Here is a 23,186-nt window from a genome sequence, read left to right as displayed (position 1 = left end):
AAAGATCATGTCAACTGTCCTTCACTATCTGATCTCTGTCGACATAATCCGAAGTCCCTACTTCACCACTTTTTCTACAACCAGATTATGGTTGGTATAGATGCAGACGTCGGCGGCGATGCCGAGGCTTTCACGGACCATCTGCTCAGCCGTGAGTTGCGGAGCAAACTTTTTCAGCGCCCGGGCAGCGGATTGGGCATACATGCTTCCTGAACCAATGGTGGCGATCTCCATGTCGGGCTCAATGACATCACCCGTACCAGAAATAATCAAAATATCCTGACTGTCCGCGACGATCATCATGGCCTCCAAGCGGCTAAGCATCCTGTCCATTCGCCATTCCTTGGCGAGCTCGACGGCTGCACGCTTCATGTTGTTGCCATAGGCGCCTAGCTTTTCTTCGAATTTGTCCAACAAGGTAAATGCATCTGCCGTCGATCCCGCAAAACCCGTGACAATCCTGCCACCCTGTAGTTTACGGATCTTGTTGACTGTGCTCTTGGCAACGGTGTTGCCCAAGGTAGCTTGGCCATCAGCGCCGATGACCACTTCTCCGTTGTGTTTGATGGCGACGACGGTGGTTGATTTTATTTTTTCCATATTTTCTAGATGTGAGATATGAGACTCCAGACGTGAGACCATCCGTAGTAACATTCAACTTCGTAACGTTTTAACATTCTAACCTTTCAACTTTTCCCAACGTCAACAACCATACTAAACCAAAAAGTCCTGCGAAAACAGGACTTTTTGGCATATATGAAGGTTTTTTTTAAACCAGCATTCTAACAGGATCTTCCAAGAGACCTTTGAGGGTTTTGAGGAAAGCGGAACCAACCGCTCCATCCACTACCCTGTGGTCACAGGAAAGCGTCACTTTCATGACATTCCCAACCTGCATTTGGCCGTTTTTCACGATCACAGTCTCTTTGATTCCGCCGACTGCCAAGATGCAGGCATCAGGCGGATTGATGATGGCCGTGAACTCTTCGATGCCAAACATCCCCAAATTTGAGATCGTGAAGGTATTTCCTTCCCAATCCTTGGGTTGGAGTTCCTTGTTTTTGGCTTTTGCGCCCAATGTCTTGGCCTCATTGGAGATTTGGGAAAGTGACTTGTTGTCAGCAAAACGGATGACCGGCACCAACAAACCTTCCTCGACAGCTACCGCCATTCCGATATGGATGTGGTCGTTGTAGCGGATTTTGTCGCCGAGCCAAGATGAATTGACTTTGGGATGCTGGCGCAAAGCTGCTGCAGCCGCCTTGATGACCATATCGTTGAAAGAGATTTTCACTGGGGAAACCTCGTTCATGCTGTTTCTTGCCTCTATGGCCTTGTCCATGATGATTTCCATGGTCAGGTAGAAATGCGGCGCTGTGAACTTGCTTTCCGCCAAGCGCTTGGCAATTACTTTGCGCATTTGAGAAACCTTTTCCTCACGGAAGGATTCCTGGCCTATGGAAGGTGCAGCAGCAACAGCTGGCGCAGCGGCGACTTGCGGTGCGGCGACCTTCACAGACGCCGGATCGAAGGTTTCCACATCTTTTTTGATAATTCGACCGCCTTCACCGGAACCCTTCACCAAGGCAATGTCAATCCCCTTGTCCGCAGCCATCTTTTTGGCGAGCGGAGAAGCTTTCAATCTGCCATTATCACTGCTTGAGGAACTTGCATGAACTTCTTGAACGACCGGAGCGGCTGCCTTGGATACTTCCGCCACTGGGGCCACCGGTTCGGCTGCCACGGGCGCTGCCGCCTCAGGCGCTGGGGAAGCACCTGCGCCGCCTGCGTGGGCTTTTAATAGCGTCTGATAATCTGCCCCTTTTTCACCAATGATGGCGATGACGCCGTCTACGGCGACAGAATCTCCGGCTTCCACGCCAATATAAAGCAAGGTACCATCTTCATAAGACTCGAGTTCCATGGTGGCCTTGTCTGTTTCGACCTCAGCCAAAATATCTCCCGACTTTACTGAATCGCCTACCTTCTTCAACCAAGCCGCGATGGTACCCTCTGTCATGGTGTCACTCATTTTAGGCATAGTAATGACCGTGGCATTGATACCAGAGGTATCGATAGTCTCGGTTGCTTTGGCGGCTGGCACAGCTTCCGCTTTAGCCGGCTCTGGTTTGGATTCAGGCTGGGCTTCTATTTTTGGCGCAGGAGCACCGCCGGCAATTTCCTTTAGGATTGCGTCTATATTTTCGCCTTTGTTGCCAATGATCGCAATTACGCCATTGACAGCTACGGCATCTTTTTCTTGTACTCCAATGTACAGCAACACCCCCTCTTCATAAGACTCCAATTCCATGGTCGCCTTGTCGGTCTCCACCTCGGCCAATATATCTCCGGGCTTCAAGGTATCTCCAACTTTTTTCAACCACGCTGCAATCACCCCTTCTTCCATGGTGTCGCTCATTTTGGGCATTCGTATGATCTCGGCCATATTTTTTAGTATATCCTGGTCAAATTTTAGGAGTCCAAAAATAGTTCTTAAAATGACTTATTTCAAATTTAAACCTAGTATTTTCAGGTTTTGAAAACACGGGAAACCAGATTTTGTTCGGGAATGCCAATCATCAAATCTACAGAATACGAGTACCCAAAATGGCTTTTCAATGGCCATTTGCAGACGATTGTGCCAGGCTTATTTCGGGACAGCCATCCCTTACCCTTTGAGAGAGAACGTGTTGACACCCCTGATGGGGACTTTCTTGATTTGGACTGGCTACGCAAAAAATCTCAGGACCTCGTGATCATCAGCCACGGCTTGGAAGGAAACAGCAGGAGACCTTATATGTCGGGGATGGCGCGCCATTTTTATACAAACGGCTTCGATGTGCTCACCTGGAACTTTCGGGGCTGCAGTGGAGAATTGAACCGAAAGCCGATTTTCTACCATTCTGGTGCGACTTACGATCTGGATTTTGTAATCCAACATGCGGGAAAAGAATACACAAATATCTTTCTTGTCGGTTTTAGTCTTGGGGGAAACCTCACGCTGAAGTACCTGGGAGAAAAACGGGACCGCGGCCCGAAAATCAAAAAAGCCGTAGCGATATCGGTCCCGCTGCATCTCGAAAGCAGCTGCGTGAAGATTTCGACCGGAGAAAACATCGTATACGCGAACCGCTTTCTAAAAACCCTGAAGGAAAAGGTAGTCCAAAAAGCCAAGGTTTTCCCAAACGAGATTCCTACGGGGATCCTTCGAAAAATCAAAACCTTGCAGGATTTCGACGATCATTACACCGGTCCCTTGCATGGCTTTAGGGATGCACACGACTATTATGAGCAGAATTCCTCGCTGTATTTTCTTGAAAACATCGAAATCCCCGTGCTGATCCTCAACGCCCAAAACGATCCTTTCCTAAGCGAACGCTGTTTCCCCGTTTCGCTCGGAAGGCAACTGGACCAAGTTTGGATGGATTTCCCGAGGTACGGGGGGCATGTTGGGTTTTCGCCGAGAAAAAAGGAAGACATCTATTGGTCTGAAAAGCGGGCGTTTGAATTTATCACGGGAGAACAGTAATTTTCAAGAAAAATAGGAAACCATGTGCGGCAGATATTCCTTGGGAAAACAAAAATTTGAATTGGAAGACAGGTTCCAGGCGGAAATGTTGGTGGACTTCAAGCCCCGGTACAACATCGCCCCTTCCCAACTGGTACCTGTGATCACATCCGAGAGCCCCAAGGGTTTTTCATTTTTCTACTGGGGAATTACCCCGGATTTTGCCAAAAACAAGCCCGTAAGCCAGCAATTCATCAACGCGAAAGCTGAAACGGTGCACGAAAAGGTTTCCTTCAAATCCTCTTTCCAGCGCAGGCGTTGCCTGATTCCAGCAGATGGATTTTATGAATGGAAAAAACTTGGCAAGAAAACCAAAATCCCCTATCGCTTTGCCAGGCCAGATGAAGGCTTGTTTGCCTTTGCTGGTATTTGGGAGGAATACGAAAACGACAAGGGTGAGACAAACCATACTTTTTTGATTTTGACAACGGCCCCCAGCCCATTGGTCTCTGAGATCCACGACCGCATGCCGCTGATCCTAAATCGGGAAGATGAAAAGAAATGGCTGGACAAATACACCTCTGAACAAAGCCTTAAAAGTATCCTTGCAGGTCATAGCGGGGACGAACTGGTGAGCTACACTGTTTCACCCTTGGTCAATTCAGTCCAAAACGACAGTCCGTCGATCATCCGCAAGAGCTCTCCCGCAGATCAATTTGGTAATTACACCCTATTCGGCTGATGGCAGACATCAGAATTTTGGACCTTCGATTCCAAGGCGCTTCAGAGGCAATAGCATCCTTTCTTGTTGAAACAGACGCCGGGCCCGTGCTTATAGAGACAGGGCCGGATAGCACGTTTGCCAATCTTGAAAAGGAACTTGCAAAGTTTGGATACCTGCCAGAAGATATCAAGCACGTGCTTTTGACCCACATCCACTTTGACCATGCAGGGGCCGCTTGGAGGCTGGCCAAAGGCGGGGCGAAGATCTTTGTGCATCCTGCCGGTGCGGTTCACCTTGTCAATCCGGAGCGACTTTGGAATTCCGCTTCACAAAATTATGGGGACGATATGGAAAAGCTTTGGGGGCAAAGCGGATCCATTCCAAGCGATCAGGTGATCGAAGTGGAAGATGAAGCAGTTTTGGACATCGGGAATTGCCGGTTCAAGGCCATTCATACGCCCGGCCATGCGGTTCACCACATCGCTTGGAAACTTGGCGAGTCGATATTCACAGGAGACATTGCTGGTGTGAAAATTGAAAATGGTCCGGTAGTACCCCCCTGCCCGCCTCCGGACATTCATATCGAAGCATGGAAATCATCTCTTGGGAAAATCAAGGCTGAAAAGCCCTCTTTCCTATTCCTGACTCATTTTGGAATTATCGAAAACGTGGATTGGCATTTGGATTCGCTTTCATACATATTGGATGATTGGTCAGAATGGATGAAATCACGTTTTGACCAAGGTGTACCCCAAGCAGATGCTGTGACTGATTTCATTTCCTATACCCGACATTTTTTGGCAGCACAGGGATGCTCAGAAGCTTTGATCGAGGTTTATGAAAAGGCAAATCCAAGCTTCATGTCCGTCGCAGGCCTTTACCGATACTGGAAGCTCAAGCAAGAGGGTAGGCTTAGGTAGAGGCATTTTTTGTTGATCATTCTTTTTCATCACATAAGGTTCCCAAGTTTTGCGAATGCCGAAAGAAGGCAGATATTTGTATGCATAGCATACCAATTTGGACTCAGTTTTTCCCAAAATAACTTTCTGACATGTACAAATCGCGCATCAAAGGCATTGGCCACTACGTACCGGAACGCGTCATCACCAACGAATATCTTTCAACGATCATGGATACCAATAACGACTGGATCGTTGAGAGGACGGGTATCCATGAGAGGAGGTGGTTTGTACCTGGAAAAGACACCGTCACCAGCATGTCCAAAGCGGCCGCCGAAATGGCAATCCAACGATCGGGGCTTGACACCAAGGAAATCGACTTTATCGTGTTCGCGACCATTACCGCGGATTATTTTTTGCCAGGAAATGGGGTTCTCCTTCAAAGGGAATTGGGTCTGAACGGCATCGGCGCACTCGATATCAGGAATGCGTGCTCGGGATTTATCTATGCACTCTCCATCGCAGACCAATATATCAAGACGGGGATGTACAAGAATATCCTTGTGGTTGGTGCAGAGATTCAATCTTCAGCCTTGGACAAAAGTGATGAGGGCAGATCGAGTGCGGTGATTTTTGCGGATGGTGCCGGCGCAGCCGTCCTAAGTAGAGCGGAAGAAGGCCATCAGGGGATCCTTTCAACACACCTTCATGCAGATGGCGCCCATGCCGAAGAGCTCTATTGCATCGGACCAAGTTCCAGCAAAGAAGTCCGGATTTCCCCAGAATTGATCGAAAGTGGGGAGTTTTTCCTTAAAATGAACGGAAATGCTGTCTTCAAGCATGCGGTCGTGCGCTTCGCAGAAGTGATCCAAGAAGCTTTGGATGCCAACGGCAAATCAAAGGAAGAAATTGACCTCCTTGTGCCCCACCAAGCGAACCTCCGCATCAGCAATTATATCCAACAGAAATTGGGCCTTCCGGATGAAAAGGTCTATAACAACATTCAGCGCTTAGGAAATACCACAGCTGCGACGATTCCGATTGCACTGAGCGAGGCTTTTGAAAAAGGATTGCTGAAAGAAGGGGATTTAGTCTGCCTAGCAGCATTCGGAAGTGGATTTACCTGGGCCTCCGCCTTGCTGCACTGGTAGGCGATGGAAGGAAGGATTGACCTTGACCTCTGCGGCAACAGTCACCTGTTCCAACTAATCAAAACCCAATCGGACCTTTTTGTCGAGATATTCCATCGGCTTGCCGAAGAGTTCCCACATAGTCGTTTGATCGAATTCCATCATCAAGCGAAAGGAAGCAAAGTTTCAAAAGGCTATCGCCTCGAAAACTGTCCATACGAAGTTTTGGACCTGATAAGGGACTTTGATCCGAAAACAGGCTTCAATATCAGGATACTTCAGTGGTGGGGCCACGGCTTATATTTTTTTGTCCAGGTCGGATCAGCGAATCCCCGAAGATCGAAAGTGTTTTCCCAAAAACAGGTCGATTTTTTCATTTCGGATCACCCTGACCCATGGGAATATGCCAAAGTACTGTCTACAAAGAAAAAATTGGAAAATCAGGTTTTGCTTGATAAGGGCCCCGCAATGCGACTTTTTCAAATTTTCAAAGAAATCCCGTTGCAGGAAGACCCCGATAAACTACTGGAAGACTTAAAACGTGAAATTTTGTTAATCATGGATAATCATAATTAAACCTTTCCTAATTTCACATTTTAAGCTAATTTAGAACCGCAATCCCAACCATTCGTTATTTATCCAAAATAGCACTCCTTCATCCTATGAAATATATTTTTGGGGTTTTATGCCTCTTCTTTTTATCTCAGCAAGCATTCTCCCAAGATACTCCTAACCTTGTTTCTATCTATAATTCAGATTCAACCTTGGTGGGTACTGGAGTACTTAGAAACGGCGCAATGCAAGGCCTTTGGAGATTCCAAAACCCAAAGACAAACGCGCTGATACAAACAATCAACTTTGACAATGGGGTCAGGTCGGGATTAGCCACCTCTTTTTACCCAAACAACAACAAACACATCGAAGCGGAATACCAGATGAATAGGCTCAATGGTATCTACCGACAGTACGACAGAACGGGTGCCCTGAAAATCGAAATGGTTTACAAAGACAGTCTGGCTGTGGGGCCTTATAGGGAATTTTTTGGACGTGAGGGTCAGGATGATTTTACCAACCCCCGCCAAGTCAAAACAGAAGGCCAGTATTCGAATGGAAGGAAAAGCGGAAAATGGGTCACTTTCTATCCTACCGGTGATTTGGCATTGGTGGAGAATTATGAAAATGGAAATCTATCAGGACCTTATTTGGAATATGCAATCACGGGCGAGCTGATGGTACAGACTTCATTTAAAGATAACCATCCGCATGGCCCTTTTACAAGGTATTCGTTCCAGTCGATCGTAGAGGAAAAGGGCGAGTTTAGCAACGGAGACAGAATTGGACAATGGCTGACCTATTTCCCGGGGACCAGTATTGTTGAATCCGAAAAGTACTACGATAATGACGGCAACAGGACTGGCGAGTGGAAATTCTACTATGAAAACAAGCGAATCGCTAGGATCGAACGCTACGAAAATGATATCCCGGTTGGAGTTTGGGAGGAATTTTTCCCCAACCGCTCGATTGCCAAAAGGAAAACCTATGAATTGGGCCTGCCTATCGGCCAATACATAGAAAACCACTCCAACGGAAAGATTTCGGTAGAGGGACAGTATACCAATGGCATGAAGGACGGTTTATGGAAAAGCTATTTTCCGGAGGGCAATCTCTATTCTATCGGAGAATACAAAAACGATCTCAAAACCGGGCTTTGGAAGTACTTCAACAAAATTGGAATCCTGATTGCTGAAGGTGAATACAGCCTTGGGCTGGAAAACGGCCAATGGTTTTACTACTATGATGGAGGACAATTGAAATCCGTCGGAAGCTATTTCCTGGGATTTGAGGATGGACTTTGGGGATTGTTTTACGACAATAAGCAACTTACCCAAGAGGAATCCTGGTCGAATGGAAGACTTTTGAATGTGGGCGACTATTTTTCCTATGATGGAAGCAGGACTTTGGATAAAGGAACCTTAAAGGACGGAAACGGCACCAGAAATACCTACTATGTTACTGGAACCATAGAATCCCAGGGCAATTATGTCGACGGAAAGGCAAATGGGATCTGGACGTATTTCCACGATACGGGTAAAAAAGCTTCAGAAGGCCAAATGAAAGAAGGCAAGAAAGAGGGGCCTTGGAAATATTACAATGTCAGCGGTCGTCTCGAACAAATTATCAATTACCGCGAGGATGAGATCGTAGAGGAGAATACTCCTGTTAATCCAATGGGATTCAGGTTTGAATAAAACAATTTCTTGAAAGAACGGTTCGGATAATTGGGCAAACAGCACCGCAAGCATTGTCCAAAAATTATTACAAAATCTGAAAATATGTTCGGTCTATTCAAGAAAAAAAGTGAGTTGGAGGTGCTTCAGGATAAGCACAGAGAATTGCTCAAAAAGGCGTTTGAAATGTCCAAAGTCAACAGGCAGGAATCTGACCGGCTGATGGCCCAAGCAGAGGAGATCGCCAAAAAAATCGAAATTGCGAGAAAGGGACAGGGAATCTAGTCCCTTTTTTTTTTCCCGTTGGCCAATATCACTTTCGGGATATTTTGGCAAAGGAAACAAAGTCATGATTCAAACGATTAGGCACATATTTTGATTTGAATGAAAGGGAGGTGGCTATGAATGGTCTATCAGGCCAAAAATCAAGCAATTCCGTCCATTTTTTGAAGCCCATTCCCCAAAAATAAAATTCTGAAATTCCAGAGTTGAAAATCTATTTTTAGAATATTATTTTGCTAAAACGTTTTTATAAGATTTTATATTCTTTATTTTTAATATTTCATAAAACATTATTCTATTTTTTACCGTAGAACTACCCAAGAACTAAACCTCAGAACCATGAAAACTTCATCTATGATTCGCAGCCTCGCTATCTTGGTCGCAATGATCGGGATGCGCATTTCGGAAGCTTCGGCAGCTTCTCCCCCACCCATGTACGGAGTTTCATTTCAGGTTTTCTACAACGAACTAAGTCCATACGGAGATTGGGTGATGGATCCCCAGTTTGGATATGTCTGGGTTCCCTTTGTAGAAGCAGGCTTTCAACCTTACTTGACCAATGGGTATTGGGCGATGACCGAATTCGGCAACACATGGGTTTCAAACTATGCTTGGGGATGGGCACCATTCCATTATGGGAGATGGTTTTGGAACAACTTCTATGGCTGGGCTTGGGTGCCTGACTACGAATGGGGTCCGGCTTGGGTAAGTTGGAGAACCGGTGGGGGATACTATGGCTGGGCTCCCTTGGCTCCTGGATTCAATTTCAGTGTCGGATTCTACGCTCCTGCTGCGCATTGGGTGTTTATACCGCAAAAAAGATTCAGACACCCACATTTCCACCGTTACTGTGTTCCCAATTACCACGCGAGAAGGATTTACAACAGAACTACGGTCATCAACAATACCTACGTCTACAATAACCAAACCTTCTATACTGGTCCCTCCAGGCGTGAAGTGGAACGCGTAACCAACTCAAGAGTGCCGGTCTATCAGGTCCGGGAATCGGCTAGACCTGGAAGAACTGTCGTGCAACAAAATAGCATCAATGTATACCGTCCTGAAGTACGAAGCGCGAGAAATTCAAATGAGGAAGCAAGACCTTCCAGGTCATTTACGCCTGAGGAATACCAAGAAAGAAGGCAATCAGGAAGGTCAGTGTCGGAAAGCCGTGGTGCATCCCAGCCTAAACAATATGAAAATCAACGGAACGCAGGTATTCGGGACGGTAACGGACAACGTGGCGCCAACGACTACGAACGAAAGGAAAACCCACGTCAGGAAGTCAGCGTCCCCAGATACGGTAGCCGTGAGGCCAGTATGCCAAGGACAAGTCAAGGCAGGGAAAACACGCCGACCTATGAAGCTCCACAAAGAAGACAAGAAAGTGCACCTAGCTACAGTAAGCCTGCCCACAGCAGAGAAACACAAGCAAGACCTGAATCTAGGACTCAAAATGCGCAACCGAGGCAACAACCCAATCCGCCACGGCAACAGCCTCAGGTAGAGCAAAAGCGAAATTCAGCGCAGAACCCGAGGGTTTACTCCGGGAATCAAAATGGCAGACAAACGCAACAAAATCCGCCATCCCAAAGAGGGAACTCAGGGTCAGAACGCTCAGCCTCAGAATCGCGAGGTTCGAAACGAGGAGTAAACTAAAGGAAAAGCCCGCCTATGAAAGCGGGCTTTTCTACATTTTTCTTGCTTCACTATCAATAGATAAAGATTGCCAAATTCAACATTCGAATTTACCTTTTCGAATCCACCCGGAAATCCTAGGCTAAACTCTCGAAAAATCATCCTCCAACCTGACTATGTCATCTTCGTCGGAAGGCCGTTCCGGGTCGGTATGTATCCATATCTCAGCCACGATTCCCCATTCGCCTTTCCCTACGAGCCTGTGGCGTTCGCCTTTTCCAATTTGGACATATTGCTCGACAGTCAATTTCTCTTCCCCACCTTGAATGTCAGTTTTGCTTTTGATGACACTCGCCTTTCCGAATACCAACTTCCAAATTTCTGCCCTTCGGCGGTGGAATTGCCAAGAAAGACGCTGGTGTGGGGCGACAATCAACAGCTTAGGACTTAGTTTGAGATTTTTTTGCTCCTCAGAAAGTTCCAATCCTGGGAAAAAAATCCCGATGAATCTTTCTACATGTTTTTCAGATAAAGAAAAATAACCACCCCAAGGCTTTTCATTGTCTACCACGACGATTTCAAATCCCAGTGCGCGAAGTATTTGATGTATTTTTCCAAAAACCTCTGTTTTACTTTTTTCTTCTTCCAATATTCTCCAATCTGATTGCATGGCGGGATTTTGAAACCGGCCCGAAAGTTAAAGTTTTCTGAATGGAATCTAAAACACATTTCGAAAAGCATTCAGTTTTTCAAAATCTTTTCGATTGGATCGCTTCAATGGCTAACCTCACTCTTTTATTTCACTAATCATCCGCCCAATAATTGATTTTTTTCATGAAGCACTTTTGATATTCTTTAAAAAATAATTTAATTGCCTTAATCAAACAGCGCGCATGAATCTTATTGACCCCAAAAAAAACCTTGAAAAAATCAGCGGCGTCGTAGAGACCAAGAGCTATATCAACAAACTGAAGCTGATCAAAAACCTCTTTACCAAGGGAAGCAACACGGCAGGGGAAATATGCAATGAAGTGGGAATTTCCCTTCCTACTGTCAATTCGCTCCTGAGCGATCTGATGGCTTCCGGCGAAGTGATCAAAAATGGACGCGCAGAATCCCAAGGCGGTAGAAAACCCGATCTGTACCAACTTGCCACAGATGCGTTTTATATTTTGTCGGTAGATATCAACAAATTCCGCGTAAGAGTGGCGATCTACGACAGCGCAAATACAGCGGTGACGGAGCCTGCCATATTGAAAATTACACTTAACAACGAAAAGGAAACCTTCGATCGGATTTGCGATTTTGTGCTCGAGCACAAGGAAAAATCAGGATTGGACAATGAAAAAGTCATTGCAGTAGGGATTTCAATGCCTGGTCTGATTGATTCGATCAACGGAGTGAACCATACCTATTTGAAATTCGGAAAGAAAAGCTTGGTGGAAAACTTCGAGTCAAGGCTGGGCAGGAAAGTCTTTCTCGAAAATGACGCACGCGCCATGACCTTGGCGGAGTTTAAGTTTGGACACAATGACAACTACAAAAACGTATTGGGCATATTCATCGGCTGGGGGATTGGTTTGGGTATCTTGATCGATGGAAAGATTTATCAGGGAGCTTCCGGGTTCGCGGGAGAGTTCAGCCACTCCCCGATTTTTGACTCGAGCGACATTACCTGTTCCTGTGGAAAAAAAGGCTGCCTGGAATCTGTAGCATCCGGTACGGCAATTGTGCGCATGGCGAGACAGGCGATAGCGACAGACAGTGATTCTATTTTGGCACGCATGACCCGTGACAACAACGATGAAATCGAGCCTTATTTGGTTGTCGACGCGGCCTTGGCAGGAGACCAGAGAGCGATCACTATCCTTTCGGAGGTAGGACTGGACTTGGGTAGAGGGATTTCGATTTTGATTCAATTACTCAATCCAGAGCTAATAATCATTGGTGGTTCGGTGGCGGAAGCGAAGCAGTATCTGATTACGCCCATCCAACAGGCCCTAAACATCTACAGTATGGCCAAGGCAAGGGAGAATACCCAACTTACCCTTTACAAATTGGGAAAGGAAGTCGGTCTTCTAGGCGGAGTTGCAGTCGTCAATGAGAAAATCTTCGAAGATGTATTACTCTGATCACTTCGATCTTAAATTGTTGAAAAAGTAAAATCCAAACTGGCATGGAGTGTTTGAAGAAAATGGAAGTTTGGGCACTTTGCCTCTTGGCTTTTATTGGGTTTTCTTCCCAAAAACAAAAATCCGCAGCGTTTGAACTTTTGCCCGCCAAATCCACCGGAATATCATTTAACAACCGTCTTAAGGAAGACCAAGCAAATAATATCCTTCGCTACGAATACTTCTACAATGGTGGCGGTGTAGCTGTTGGCGATATCAACAATGATGGCTTGGATGACATATTTTTCACAGGAAATATGTCGGACAACAAGCTTTACCTCAATCAAGGAGACTTTAAGTTTAAGGATATCACGGGCTCGGCCGGGGTGAAGGGAAAAAACTCTTGGACCACAGGCGTCTCGATGGCCGACGTAAACGGTGACGGGCTGTTGGATATCTATGTCTGCTACTCCGGAAAGGGAAATCTGGAAAGTCGAAAAAATGAATTGTATATCAATCAGGGTGATTTGACCTTTAAAGAAGACGCAAAAACCTTCGGCCTCGATGACGCTTCCAATAGTACCCAAGCCATGTTTTTTGATTTTGATAAGGACGGTGACTTGGACATGTTTTTGCTCAACCACAATATCACGGTCATCAATGAAATCGAATTTGACCATGCGCGCAGTATGCGCCATCCAACTGCTGGGGACAAACTCTACAGAAACGAAGGTGGAAAATTCACGGATATCAGCGAAAAAGCAGGCATAAAGGGAAACGCGATGGGCTTTGGTCTCGGCATCACGGCCTCAGACCTCAATGGCGACGGATGGATCGATATTTACGTCAGCAATGACTATATCGAAAACGACTATATCTACATCAACAACGGTGACGGGACGTTTTCCGAAAAGATGACAGAAATGCTGCAGCATCTCTCCCATTTCTCTATGGGTTTGGATATCGCGGACATGAACAACGACGGCCTTGTGGATATTTTCACTTTGGACATGCTTCCCGAGGACAACAAACGCCAAAAACTCCTCTACGGCCCAGAAAATTATGAGCAATACGCCTTAATGGTGAATCGCGGTTTTTATCACCAAAACATGCGCAACATGCTCCAACTCAACCAAGGCAAGGGCATGTTCAGCGAGGTCGGGCAATTGGCGGGAATATCCAATACCGACTGGAGCTGGTCGGCGCTTTTTTTTGACGCGGACAATTCTGGACACAAAGACCTTTTCGTCAGCAATGGATATTACCGTGACTATACCAACCGGGATTTTTTGAAATACAAGGGCGATTACTATTTCAAAGCAGCAGTCGCCCGCGAACCTGCCGACACGCTTCACCTGGTCACAAGCATGAGTTCCACACCCGTGTCCAATTACATATTCCAGAATGGGGGAAACTTGGTTTTCGTAGATCAGACCAAAAACTGGGGCCTGTATTTGCCCAATTTCTCGGCCGGCGCTGCCTATGCTGATTTGGACAACGACGGGCAATTGGACCTAATCGTAAACAATATCAATCATCCCGCTTTCATCTACCGCAACAGACTCCGGGAAACCACTGGCAAGCAAACCAATTGGATTCAAGTCAAACTGAAGGGTGAAGAGGCCAACACAAGTGCCATCGGCGCGAAGATTTTTTCATACAATGAGGGTAAAGGTCGACTTGTCGAACAAATGCCGACGCGGGGATTCCAATCTACCGTCAGCCACCGACTGCATTTGGGACTGGGTGAAAACGGCAAGCTCGACTCACTCGTTGTCGTCTGGCCAAATGGCAAATCGACTACCCTCCGAAACCCAGGCATCAACCAAATTCTTGAAATCGAAGAAATAGCGAATGGGAGTCTATTTGCCAAAAATGAGCCAAAGACTCATTTTGAAGCCCTCGAAAACTCCATTCCATTCAAACACCAAGAGTATGGATTCAATGATTTCAAAAGGCAGCCCTTGCTGCTTGAGATGCCATCCTATGTCGGACCTGTCATGGCAGCATCAGCTGTGTTGGAAGATGGCAGTCAACTCGTTTTTGTAGGCGGGACAAAAGGTTCACCAGGCAAAATGTTTGAAGTCAAAAATGGAATTTGGAGCGAAAAAAAGGGATTCAGGTCCGAACCTGAGTTTACGGATTCAGATGCTGTTTTCTTTGATGCCAATGGTGATGGACATTTCGACTTGTACGTCTGCAGCGGCGGCTATCACGATTATCTATCGACCGATGAATCTTTACAAGATCGTATCTACATAAATGATGGGAGCGGGAATTTCAAATATTCCGCAAATTCCCTGCCTTCCATGTTGACAAGCTCCGCTACGGTTGTTGCAGCTGATTTCAACGGGGATGGACTGCAGGACCTTTTTGTGGGCGGTAGGATAGTCCCAGGGAAATATCCGCTCACGCCGAGCAGCTACCTTTTGATCAATCTCGGAAACGGGAAATTTGAAGACAAATCAGTTTCTTTCCTTCCAAAATCCGGTAAACTGGGAATGGTAACGGATGCAGCAGCCATCGATATCAATGGCGATGGTACTACCGATTTGGTTTTAGTCGGAGAATATATGCCAATCACTGTTTTGATAAATCAAGCAGGTAAACAATTCACAGACCAATCGGCACAATGGATAGAAAAAGGTGACGCAGGCTGGTGGCGGTCTCTGGCAGTTGCTGATTTTGATAGTGATGGGGATTTGGACTTTGTAGCCGGGAACTTCGGGCTTAATTCGCAATTCAAGCCATCGGCGGAAGAACCATTGACATTGTATTTCGCCGATTTTGATGAAAATGGCTCTATCGACCCCATCTTGGTTTCTTATATCCAAGGCCAACCTTTCCCCTTTCCAACCCGCGATGAACTACTGGATCAAATGTATAGCATGAGGCCAAAATTCACGGATTATGCGAGTTATGCAGAAGCAAATTTGGAAAAAGTCCTTGGGAAAGAACAGCTTGAAAAGGCGCAGATGTTGACTGCAACCGAACTTCGTACTTCTTATTTTGAAAATACCGGATCAAAACTTGCGGGAAGACCAATGCCAATTGAAGCCCAAATGGCACCTGTTCAGGCCATCCTTCCTTTGGATTACAACAATGACGGAAACCTGGATTTGGTTCTGGCAGGCAATCAAACTTACATCAGAATTCGGCTTGGTATCATTGACGCGAATATGGGACAGTTATTTGAGGGGGATGGAAAGGGAAATTTCAAACTTGTACCACAAACTATATCAGGGTTCTCGATTTTGGGGGATGTGAAATCAATCTTACAGCTTCCCTCCGATCAAGATCGCATCCACTTCGGGATCAATAACATGGGCATCAAAACCTACCAATTGAAAAAAATGCCATGAAATACCTAACAGCTTCATATCTCTGGATTTTCGTGGTTTTGGCTCCATCCGTGGCGTACGGTCAGAAGGCCAAAGAAATCCCAACGGATTTTTATATCGACAATCTTTTTCATATTACCGAGGTGATGGTGACGGATGTCGCTTCACCTCCTGCGGCCGCCAGGTTCTATGCCTACACCACGCTAGCGGCACATTTGGCTTGGGAAGCGGCTAATAATCCAACAGATGCGGAAACTTTGTTGGCAAAATCGAATATAGAATTCAGTGATTTCCCGAAAGCCGAACCCGAAATTGTACCTGAATTTGCCGCCATTTACACCATGCTCGAGGTCGGAAAGAAAATCATGCCCTCCGGTAAACTGCTAGAATTGAAACAGGAGGAATTGCTCAGGGAATTTTCAAAAAATAAACTGGTTTCTAAAAAGGCATTTGCAAAAAACATTGCATTTGCAGAGGCTTTCGCTTTATCGATGGTGGCAATGGCAAAGGCCGATGGCTACAACAAACTAAGTACTTTCACCCGCTACAGCCCAAAGGCAAAAGATGGGCATTGGTACCCAACTCCGCCCGCATACATGGCACCTGTCGAGCCGGAATGGCGCACGATACGCACTTTTTTCCTAGAAAAAATTGAAGAATACAAGCCCGAACCGCCCGCAGCGTTTGACCTCGGCGACGGGTCCCCATTCAAGCTGCAATTAGATGAGGTGTGGAAAACAAGCAAAAATCTTACGGAAGAACAGGAGTTAATCGCGAATTTCTGGGATTGCAATCCTTTCAAGGTCGACTTTTCCGGCCATATGGCGATTGGAATCAAGAAAATTTCCCCTGGAGGACATTGGATCGGCATCACAGGTATTGCCAGCAAAAAAGCAAAACTTGACTGGAAAAATACCCTATACGTCCACGCATTGGTTGGCATGGGACTGCATGATGCATTTGTGAGTTGTTGGGAGGAGAAATATGACTCCGACCGCATTCGGCCCGAATCCGCCATCAATAAATACTTAGATCCTGCTTGGAGACCTATTCTCCAAACCCCGCCTTTTCCCGAATACACCAGCGGACACAGCGTCATTTCGAGGACAAGTGCCGAAATTCTGACCGCTTTTTTTGGAAATGATTTTGACTTTGTGGATAGCTCGGAAGTCTATTTCGGCTTGCCGGAAAGGCCTTTCAACTCCTTTTTCGAAGCTTCAGAAGAAGCGGCAATATCACGCCTGTATGGAGGAATCCATTTCCGGGATGCAATCGAGCAAGGCTCAAAGCAGGGCGAGAAAATTGGCAAATACATTGTCGAGCGCGTCCGCTAATCCACATTGACCAAATTACCATCCAAGCCAACCGGAATTGCAAAGGGATTCAGTAATCTATCCACTAGCACCGCGACTTGGGCCCTGTTGAGAGAATTTTTAGGGTTAAAACCTGAACCAAATTTTGCGGCATCCCAAGCGTATTCTACCTTATTCAGCGTATTTTTTTTATCGATTACCAAAAGGATTTCCAAAAGTCCCTCGCCTGTCAATGGCTCGCCCGAAGCCGACCAGTATTGTGCCAATTGGGGATACATCGGCCGTAGTCCCTCCACCAACTCAAACTGGGATATCTCCCTCTCAGGATAAAACCACGTTTGGTTGGCCCATTTGTAAGGGACACCATGGCCTTTCAGGATGCCCGTTGCGCCAATCCTCTGAATCGACTGAAAATGGGGATCAGTGGCCTTCACGTCAATATAAGGCATGATGTAGGCGTTTTTGTCCAATAATGCCTGCTGAACCTCCCTAACCCCAATCTCTTGCAGCGACTTGTTTTTCAACAAGGCAGTTCCAGCCAATGCTCCAGCAGCTTGGCCAATACCCAATACAACAGGCTGCAGTCTCGAAGCGCCATTCACGATGTTGGAAACACCTATGCTCTTCTCCGCCACGATGAGATGCGTCGAGTTTTTCGGAATCAGACTTCCCAAGGGAACATTGTAAGACGGTACACGGATCTTGATAAAATCAATCGCTGGTGCCTTAGGATTCATCTTGTGATGATGGTCAATGGTGTAATCACCCACAGCAACCCCAGTACGGTAAAGTGGATTGTTCTGTGAAAAAGGATCCAAAACATGCGGCAACGTAAACATTGCCTCCGAGACCATTCTCCGCGACTCGCGGTGGTAAGGAATCATGGGCAATTGATCCCTGGTTGGAAACTCATCATCCGCAAGACCCAAATGCTTAAATCCCAACTCGGTCTGGATATAGTAAATGAACCGCAGTGAATGGAGTTTTGCTTCTTCCAAAGCCTTGCTGCGATCTTCCTTTGAAAGTTCCACGATATTCAAGTATATATCATTCCCACAATTTGGCCAATTTATCATGTACTTGTCGTTGGGCAGGCGGCCATAATTCAGCATCTTTTGACAATCGCTTTGGGGGTTATCAAAAGAAATCGGATCAGCATGATCACAAGCGCATCTGAACATATCAGGATCGTAGCCCTTTGGCTTGGGAATAGTCTTGTCCTTACCCTCTCCATAATCCTTCAATATCACCACATAGGTCAAGTCCTGAACGATGTCGTTTGCAGATTCCGGCGCGAAAATTTCCCCAAACCGATCCCGACTATCCATCCCGACATAGTAATCAAGTCCCAAGGAAGCTGCCACGTCCCCCAATTCTGTGGCGTCAATGAGCATTTTTGCATTGATTGTTTTTTGCTTGCCTTTTTCCAAATAAGAAACCGTCCACCGGCCGTTTTCAAAGGCAGCTTTTGTCCATGTGGTTTGAAACAAAACCGTGATATTGGGTTCATTCTTTACCCATTCCTGAAAAATCCTGTTACCGACCGAAGGTTCAAAAAGCGTATGGCTAACCCAACCTGTCCCGACCGCCTGGGGACCTCCATAATGCGCATATAGTTTCTCGCGAAATTCTCCCCAAATGCCTGAAGGCAACTCGTGGTTTCCGTCAATTGCAGATACGCCGGCAGAAGTCAGCATTCCACCGAGCCATGTTGTCTCCTCCAAAATCGTGACTTTGACTCCCATCCTTGCAGCTTGAATTGCCGCCGAGGTTCCGCTTGCACCGCCACCAATGACTAACAAATCGGTAGACTGTTGACAAAAAGTTGGATTACAGAAGATCAGCGAGCAGAAAATGATCGATAGGTAAGGTAAAAATCTCATGAGTCTCAAGGATAATTTTTCTGAAGTTTGTGTAACCGCAAGATAGGCCTGCAAACCTTACGGGGAAAGGCTTTTATGAAAGTATTCACCGTAGATTCGGGAAAAATGTTGCGTTAAGCCGTATTGAAGAAGTTTGGATTTACTTTGAAAAGTATGAATTTAAACAGAGTGCATTCCCGCGTTTACCCATTCAAACGAAACCCTAAGCTTACTTGTCACCTTTCTTGACAGAAGAGCCGCGCGGATGTAGTACCGTGGGAAGCACTTCCCGGATGACCGCTTTCTGGTTTCCATTTTCTTTAAGAAGCTCCAGCATGCCCTCCATCAGCCGATCGGCAATTTGGTGCAGGGGCTGCTCGATCCCGGTGATATTGGGTTGAAAAAGGCTGAAAAAATAGTGATCATCAAAAGAAACGACAGCCAAATCATCCGGTATTCTTTTCCCCAATTGCTGGATGGCTCTCAACCCTTCAAATGCCAGGTAATTGGTCGAGAAAAATACAGCATCCAACTCAGGATTGGCCTTTAGAAATCCAGTTATTTTCTCAAGCTCCTCATTTTCAGAATAGTTGTGAAATGGCACATGTAGCACATGCTCGGCTAAACCATATTTCATGACTGCTCTTCGATAACCGGCGAGTCTGAGCTTCATCTGCATTTGATCTGACTCAACATGTATCAATCCAATATGCTTGCATCCCTGCATGACTAAGTGCTCGGTTGCTTCAAACGCACTCTGTTCATTTTCGACGATCACATAACTGCAATCAACCTCCGGCATCCACCTGTCAAACAAAAGCACCGCGAAATCTTCCTCCAAAAGTTCCGAAATGGTGGATTCCAAGTCGGGAGTCGGCGTAATCACAAACCCATCCACATTCCTGACTTTGAATGTCCCTATCAGTTCCTTTGCCTTTTTGGGGTCATTTTCGGTGCTGCAATAGATTATTTTGTAGCCATTTTCGAATGCCTTTTCTTCAATAAGCCTGGCAATGGACGCAAAAAAATGATTGGATATATCCTCCACCATGAATACGATTACCTTGGATTTGCCCAATCTCAAGCTCTGTGCAAGATGGCTGGGCCTGTACCCAGTTTCCTGGATATAACTCTCCACCCGGGCTATCAACTCGCTAGAAATCCGCTTCTCCTTTGCCTTTCCGTTGAGGATAAAGGACACAGTGGTAATTGAAATATCCAATGCCTTCGCAATGTCTTTGATGGATATTTTCTTTTTCGCCATTTGCAGATTGGGGGTATTTTGAACCCGCAATATGGCTAAAAATGGGAATTAATCCATCAAGCTGCTTTCTATTGGGATTGAAATGCCTTGTACAGCGCCGTGAGTAAGGTGCGGTCTTTTGAATCTTCATGATACTCCCAGAACATACCGCCCGCCAAGCCTTTCTCTTTGATAAACTTTACCTTGGCTTCGAGAGATTGGGGATCTTCAAAGGTCACGAAAATGGAATCTTTGGCGTTCCAGAGATAGGGTGCTTGTGCCTCTTCATCCCAATGTCTCGAAAAATCAGGGTTCTTCATAAGTTCTGAAATCTCCAAAAATGGGTATCCCTTTGCCCCTTTACCTGTCTGACCGAGCCCATTATTTTCAGGGTTTACGGATTCCCATGATCTTCCATAAAAAGCCATACCCATGACAAGCTTGCTCGCGGGCACGCCTGCTTGGATATGCTCATCCACTGCTTTTGAGGCCGACCGATTTGAATATTTACTTGCAAACAAGTTGGTATGATGCCCCGTGGTATCCCTTACTGATTGGACGATGAAATCGTAGGTCATGATATTGATGAAATCCAAGTATTTCTGGGCTTCGCCAAGATTATTGACCTCCACAAACTCTGTGAATCCTCCCGTTGCAATGGTCTGAAGGTACGGTTTCCCAGTCACTCTCGTGAGACTGTCCAATGCATGTCTGACCGATTGTAGCATTGATACGAAATTCTCCCGATCCTCGGGTCTGTAGGGATTGTTGTCGCCGGGAAGCGCCGGATACTCCCAATCGAAATCAAGCCCATCTAGGTCATGCCGTATGAGGTATTCTATAGCGGATGCCGTATACGCCTTCCGTCCTTCGGGGGTCAGCACCGCGTCCGAGAACCCTTTAGACCACGTCCACCCACCGACGGAAATGAGAATCTTCAAATCAGGATTTTTGCCTTTTAGGCTCCTCAAAAGTGCGAGATTCGCTTTATCCTGCTCTTCCCTCCCCTCGCCTTCTCTCACCTTACCATCGATGACGTTTGCAAAAGCGTAATTGATGTGTGTGAGCTTGTCGGCATGGATGAGGCTGGTATCCACTCCTTTCCAGCCGGCGATATAGCCGATGATTTTGTATTTCTCGGGTGCAACGTTTTCTACATTTTCAGCACTTGGGCGGCAGGACATCGCAGCACACATACCCGCCAAAAGGATCAGTCGATAAGCAAGTTTCTTCATTTCAAAGCAAAATTTTCAAAAGAAAAAGGTGCCAAGAGGCACCCTTTTCAAAACAACAATTAACCAAAATCTATTAATTTCCTCCATCCCACCAAACCTTGGTCATGAGATTGTCACCGCCCATTCTGGACCTTGCAGCCTCATAGTTTTGTGGATTGGCACCGATCTCAGATTCCCAGTAACGAAGGCGTCTTGGGATCTCATTGGCTTCAAACCTGTTTGGATCTTGGGTCGGAGTCAAAGCTGGGTAGCCAGTTCTTCTCCAATTGGACCAAGATTCGATATCATTGAGCCATGTCGCAGCCCAATACTCTTCACCGATCAAACGCAATTTGTCTGCATTAGATGCTGCCGCAAAGCCCCTTCCGGCAATGTATGTGTTTACCTGATCCGCAGTCCTTGCAAATGAAGCATCAAACGCAGTCCAGGAATTGATCGCGGCGGCGACACCGTTTGAAAAATGTGTATTTGCATCGGTAGAAATCCAACCTTTCACGGCAGCCTCTGCTTTCATCAACTCCGTCTCTGCATATGTGATCAAGATATAAGGATCTTCCCAATCCAAATATTTGAGATTCAACATGGAAAACATCCTGTTTCCTCTTGCATTGAAATCGTCCAAATCAGCTCCTGTGAGGATAGTCCGGATGGTAGTTGAGTTGTAGCCGTTTGGCATACCTCTCTGCGCAGCTGGATCAGTTACCCAAGTTGAAGGATCTGCCGGTGTGCCGATTCCGCCTGAGATGATCATCAAACGAGGATCGTTGTTGGCTTTCATCCAATCGATGAAGGTCTTGCTAATTTTACAGTCATTGGAATACTTATATGTGTTCCAATAGCCATCATTCAAACCGTTACGGTTCACGCCGATAGGACCGACGGTGAATTTGATGTATCCGTTATCGGCATTGGAAGCAAATGTACCGCTAGTGTTTGCCTCAATGAAAGTCTCTCTGGCTTTTGCAGCATCGACATTGCTCATCCTCAAAGCAATTCTCATCAAAAGTGCATTGGTGAATTTTTTCCACTGATCGATGTTGCCACCATACATGAAATCTTGGGCACCTAAAGAGCGGGCGGAAGGAGAAAATTTATCCCTCGCAGCTTTTAATTGCACAATCATGTCGTTGTAGATTTCCCTTTGATTGTCATATACTGGAAACCAGTTGTTTGGTCCTTCCAAGCCTCTTCCTGCTTGAAAATAAGGTATATCACCATACAAATCGGTCATCCTGTGAAGGTCAAAAATCCTCAACACTGTCGCTGCAGCGTTGACGTTTGCTTCTGCAGGATTGTCTTTGGTTTTTTCTATCACATGGGAGAACGCTCTGATCACATCGGTGTAGTGACGTTCCATATAAGCCCCGCTATATTGGGCATTATAGAAATACTTATCTCCGCTGAAATACCCAGCCAACGAGGAGGTATGCTGAATCATCGTTGCAGAATACAACATGTTTGCACGGGTATTTTCGTATTCACCTGCAATCCTCAACATGGAAAGTGAAAATAGGTACTGCATGTCCATGTCGGTGACCGCATTGGGGTCGACGTTGAGATCGAACAAATCCTGCTCATTACACGAGGTAAAACTCAATGTAAGTGCTAGCAGAAGTCCGGTTATTTTATGAATTTTTTTCATGTTCGTTTCAGTTTAAATCAGGAAACAGGA

The 23,186-nt window shown here is 46.1% G+C and carries 17 protein-coding genes; 10 read left to right on the top strand and 7 right to left on the bottom strand.

The genetic code is table 11. The annotated features are described in order from the left end of the window. Positions 1–57 precede the first annotated feature (57 nt). The gene (hslV, locus tag C943_RS16870; protein WP_008630278.1) at positions 58–600 is read right to left on the bottom strand and encodes an ATP-dependent protease subunit HslV; all 543 of its coding nucleotides are present in this window, start codon (positions 598–600) and stop codon (positions 58–60) included. A gap of 169 nt (positions 601–769) precedes the next feature. Then, a complete protein-coding gene (locus C943_RS16865) occupies positions 770–2,446 on the bottom strand; it encodes a pyruvate dehydrogenase complex dihydrolipoamide acetyltransferase (protein WP_008630268.1) in 1,677 nt (558 codons plus the stop codon). 123 nt (positions 2,447–2,569) lie between these two features. Between C943_RS16865 and C943_RS16860 the strand changes: the two genes are divergently transcribed. The 7 genes from C943_RS16860 to C943_RS16825 all read left to right on the top strand — a co-directional run bounded on the left by C943_RS16860 (position 2,570) and on the right by C943_RS16825 (position 10,430). Then, the gene (locus C943_RS16860; RefSeq protein WP_008630265.1) at positions 2,570–3,529 is read left to right on the top strand and encodes a YheT family hydrolase; all 960 of its coding nucleotides are present in this window, start codon (positions 2,570–2,572) and stop codon (positions 3,527–3,529) included. Between the two features lie 22 nt (positions 3,530–3,551). Continuing rightward, positions 3,552–4,250, top strand: coding sequence for an SOS response-associated peptidase (locus C943_RS16855; protein WP_008630263.1), 699 nt, complete (start codon positions 3,552–3,554; stop codon positions 4,248–4,250). After that, the gene (locus C943_RS16850; protein WP_008630261.1) at positions 4,250–5,152 is read left to right on the top strand and encodes an MBL fold metallo-hydrolase; all 903 of its coding nucleotides are present in this window, start codon (positions 4,250–4,252) and stop codon (positions 5,150–5,152) included. Before C943_RS16855 ends, C943_RS16850 begins: the two co-directional genes overlap by 1 nt. A gap of 131 nt (positions 5,153–5,283) precedes the next feature. After that, positions 5,284–6,282, top strand: coding sequence for a 3-oxoacyl-ACP synthase III family protein (locus C943_RS16845; RefSeq protein ID WP_008630254.1), 999 nt, complete (start codon positions 5,284–5,286; stop codon positions 6,280–6,282). 641 nt (positions 6,283–6,923) lie between these two features. Next, positions 6,924–8,510, top strand: coding sequence for a toxin-antitoxin system YwqK family antitoxin (locus tag C943_RS16835; protein ID WP_040481129.1), 1,587 nt, complete (start codon positions 6,924–6,926; stop codon positions 8,508–8,510). An 84-nt stretch (positions 8,511–8,594) separates the two neighbouring features. Further along, complete coding sequence (locus C943_RS16830) at positions 8,595–8,774, top strand: Lacal_2735 family protein (RefSeq protein WP_008630246.1); 180 nt, start codon at positions 8,595–8,597, stop codon at positions 8,772–8,774. Between the two features lie 336 nt (positions 8,775–9,110). Continuing rightward, positions 9,111–10,430, top strand: coding sequence for a DUF6600 domain-containing protein (locus C943_RS16825; protein ID WP_051069628.1), 1,320 nt, complete (start codon positions 9,111–9,113; stop codon positions 10,428–10,430). 121 nt (positions 10,431–10,551) lie between these two features. Here C943_RS16825 and C943_RS16820 read toward each other — a convergent pair whose 3' ends face one another. Further along, on the bottom strand, positions 10,552–11,079 hold the full coding sequence (locus C943_RS16820; protein WP_008630242.1) for a cupin domain-containing protein: 528 nt from the start codon (positions 11,077–11,079) through the stop codon (positions 10,552–10,554). 223 nt (positions 11,080–11,302) lie between these two features. On the opposite strand from C943_RS16820, the gene C943_RS16815 reads away from it, so the two are divergent. The 3 genes from C943_RS16815 to C943_RS16805 are packed head-to-tail and all read left to right on the top strand — an operon-like array spanning position 11,303 to position 17,195. Continuing rightward, positions 11,303–12,541: an ROK family protein gene (locus C943_RS16815; protein ID WP_008630241.1), complete on the top strand. Its 1,239-nt coding sequence runs from the start codon at positions 11,303–11,305 to the stop codon at positions 12,539–12,541. Positions 12,542–12,585: 44 nt separating this feature from the next. Then, complete coding sequence (locus tag C943_RS16810) at positions 12,586–15,882, top strand: VCBS repeat-containing protein (protein WP_008630240.1); 3,297 nt, start codon at positions 12,586–12,588, stop codon at positions 15,880–15,882. After that, positions 15,879–17,195 (top strand): vanadium-dependent haloperoxidase, encoded by a 1,317-nt coding sequence (locus C943_RS16805; RefSeq protein WP_008630239.1) that lies wholly within the window; start codon positions 15,879–15,881, stop codon positions 17,193–17,195. The genes C943_RS16810 and C943_RS16805 overlap by 4 nt, the downstream gene beginning before the upstream one ends. On the opposite strand, the gene C943_RS16800 is transcribed toward C943_RS16805, so the two are convergent. The 4 genes from C943_RS16800 to C943_RS16785 form a co-directional block, all read right to left on the bottom strand. Next, complete coding sequence (locus tag C943_RS16800; RefSeq protein ID WP_040481171.1) at positions 17,192–19,057, bottom strand: FAD-dependent oxidoreductase; 1,866 nt, start codon at positions 19,055–19,057, stop codon at positions 17,192–17,194. The two genes, C943_RS16805 and C943_RS16800, sit on opposite strands and share 4 nt — an antisense overlap. Before the next feature lie 208 nt (positions 19,058–19,265). Further along, positions 19,266–20,300, bottom strand: coding sequence for a LacI family DNA-binding transcriptional regulator (locus tag C943_RS16795; protein WP_008630235.1), 1,035 nt, complete (start codon positions 20,298–20,300; stop codon positions 19,266–19,268). Positions 20,301–20,368: 68 nt separating this feature from the next. Then, positions 20,369–21,514, bottom strand: coding sequence for a glycoside hydrolase family 18 protein (locus tag C943_RS16790; RefSeq protein WP_008630233.1), 1,146 nt, complete (start codon positions 21,512–21,514; stop codon positions 20,369–20,371). A 73-nt stretch (positions 21,515–21,587) separates the two neighbouring features. Next, positions 21,588–23,156: a SusD/RagB family nutrient-binding outer membrane lipoprotein gene (locus C943_RS16785; RefSeq protein WP_081610503.1), complete on the bottom strand. Its 1,569-nt coding sequence runs from the start codon at positions 23,154–23,156 to the stop codon at positions 21,588–21,590. Positions 23,157–23,186 lie beyond the last annotated feature (30 nt).

Origin of the sequence: Mariniradius saccharolyticus AK6 (genome assembly GCF_000330725.2) — a bacterium.
GTDB classification, from domain to species: Bacteria; Bacteroidota; Bacteroidia; order Cytophagales; family Cyclobacteriaceae; genus Mariniradius; species Mariniradius saccharolyticus.
This window is presented reverse-complemented; position numbering and strand designations above follow the sequence as displayed.

Bases quoted from the DNA above. Each gene is read 5' to 3' on its own strand.
- hslV (WP_008630278.1), bottom strand. From the start codon at position 600: ATGGAAAAAATAAAATCAACCACCGTCGTCGCCATCAAACACAACGGA.
- C943_RS16865 (WP_008630268.1), bottom strand. From the start codon at position 2,446: ATGGCCGAGATCATACGAATGCCCAAAATGAGCGACACCATGGAAGAA.
- C943_RS16860 (WP_008630265.1), top strand. From the start codon at position 2,570: ATGCCAATCATCAAATCTACAGAATACGAGTACCCAAAATGGCTTTTC.
- C943_RS16855 (WP_008630263.1), top strand. From the start codon at position 3,552: ATGTGCGGCAGATATTCCTTGGGAAAACAAAAATTTGAATTGGAAGAC.
- C943_RS16850 (WP_008630261.1), top strand. From the start codon at position 4,250: ATGGCAGACATCAGAATTTTGGACCTTCGATTCCAAGGCGCTTCAGAG.
- C943_RS16845 (WP_008630254.1), top strand. From the start codon at position 5,284: ATGTACAAATCGCGCATCAAAGGCATTGGCCACTACGTACCGGAACGC.
- C943_RS16835 (WP_040481129.1), top strand. From the start codon at position 6,924: ATGAAATATATTTTTGGGGTTTTATGCCTCTTCTTTTTATCTCAGCAA.
- C943_RS16830 (WP_008630246.1), top strand. From the start codon at position 8,595: ATGTTCGGTCTATTCAAGAAAAAAAGTGAGTTGGAGGTGCTTCAGGAT.
- C943_RS16825 (WP_051069628.1), top strand. From the start codon at position 9,111: ATGAAAACTTCATCTATGATTCGCAGCCTCGCTATCTTGGTCGCAATG.
- C943_RS16820 (WP_008630242.1), bottom strand. From the start codon at position 11,079: ATGCAATCAGATTGGAGAATATTGGAAGAAGAAAAAAGTAAAACAGAG.
- C943_RS16815 (WP_008630241.1), top strand. From the start codon at position 11,303: ATGAATCTTATTGACCCCAAAAAAAACCTTGAAAAAATCAGCGGCGTC.
- C943_RS16810 (WP_008630240.1), top strand. From the start codon at position 12,586: ATGGAGTGTTTGAAGAAAATGGAAGTTTGGGCACTTTGCCTCTTGGCT.
- C943_RS16805 (WP_008630239.1), top strand. From the start codon at position 15,879: ATGAAATACCTAACAGCTTCATATCTCTGGATTTTCGTGGTTTTGGCT.
- C943_RS16800 (WP_040481171.1), bottom strand. From the start codon at position 19,057: ATGAGATTTTTACCTTACCTATCGATCATTTTCTGCTCGCTGATCTTC.
- C943_RS16795 (WP_008630235.1), bottom strand. From the start codon at position 20,300: ATGGCGAAAAAGAAAATATCCATCAAAGACATTGCGAAGGCATTGGAT.
- C943_RS16790 (WP_008630233.1), bottom strand. From the start codon at position 21,514: ATGAAGAAACTTGCTTATCGACTGATCCTTTTGGCGGGTATGTGTGCT.
- C943_RS16785 (WP_081610503.1), bottom strand. From the start codon at position 23,156: ATGAAAAAAATTCATAAAATAACCGGACTTCTGCTAGCACTTACATTG.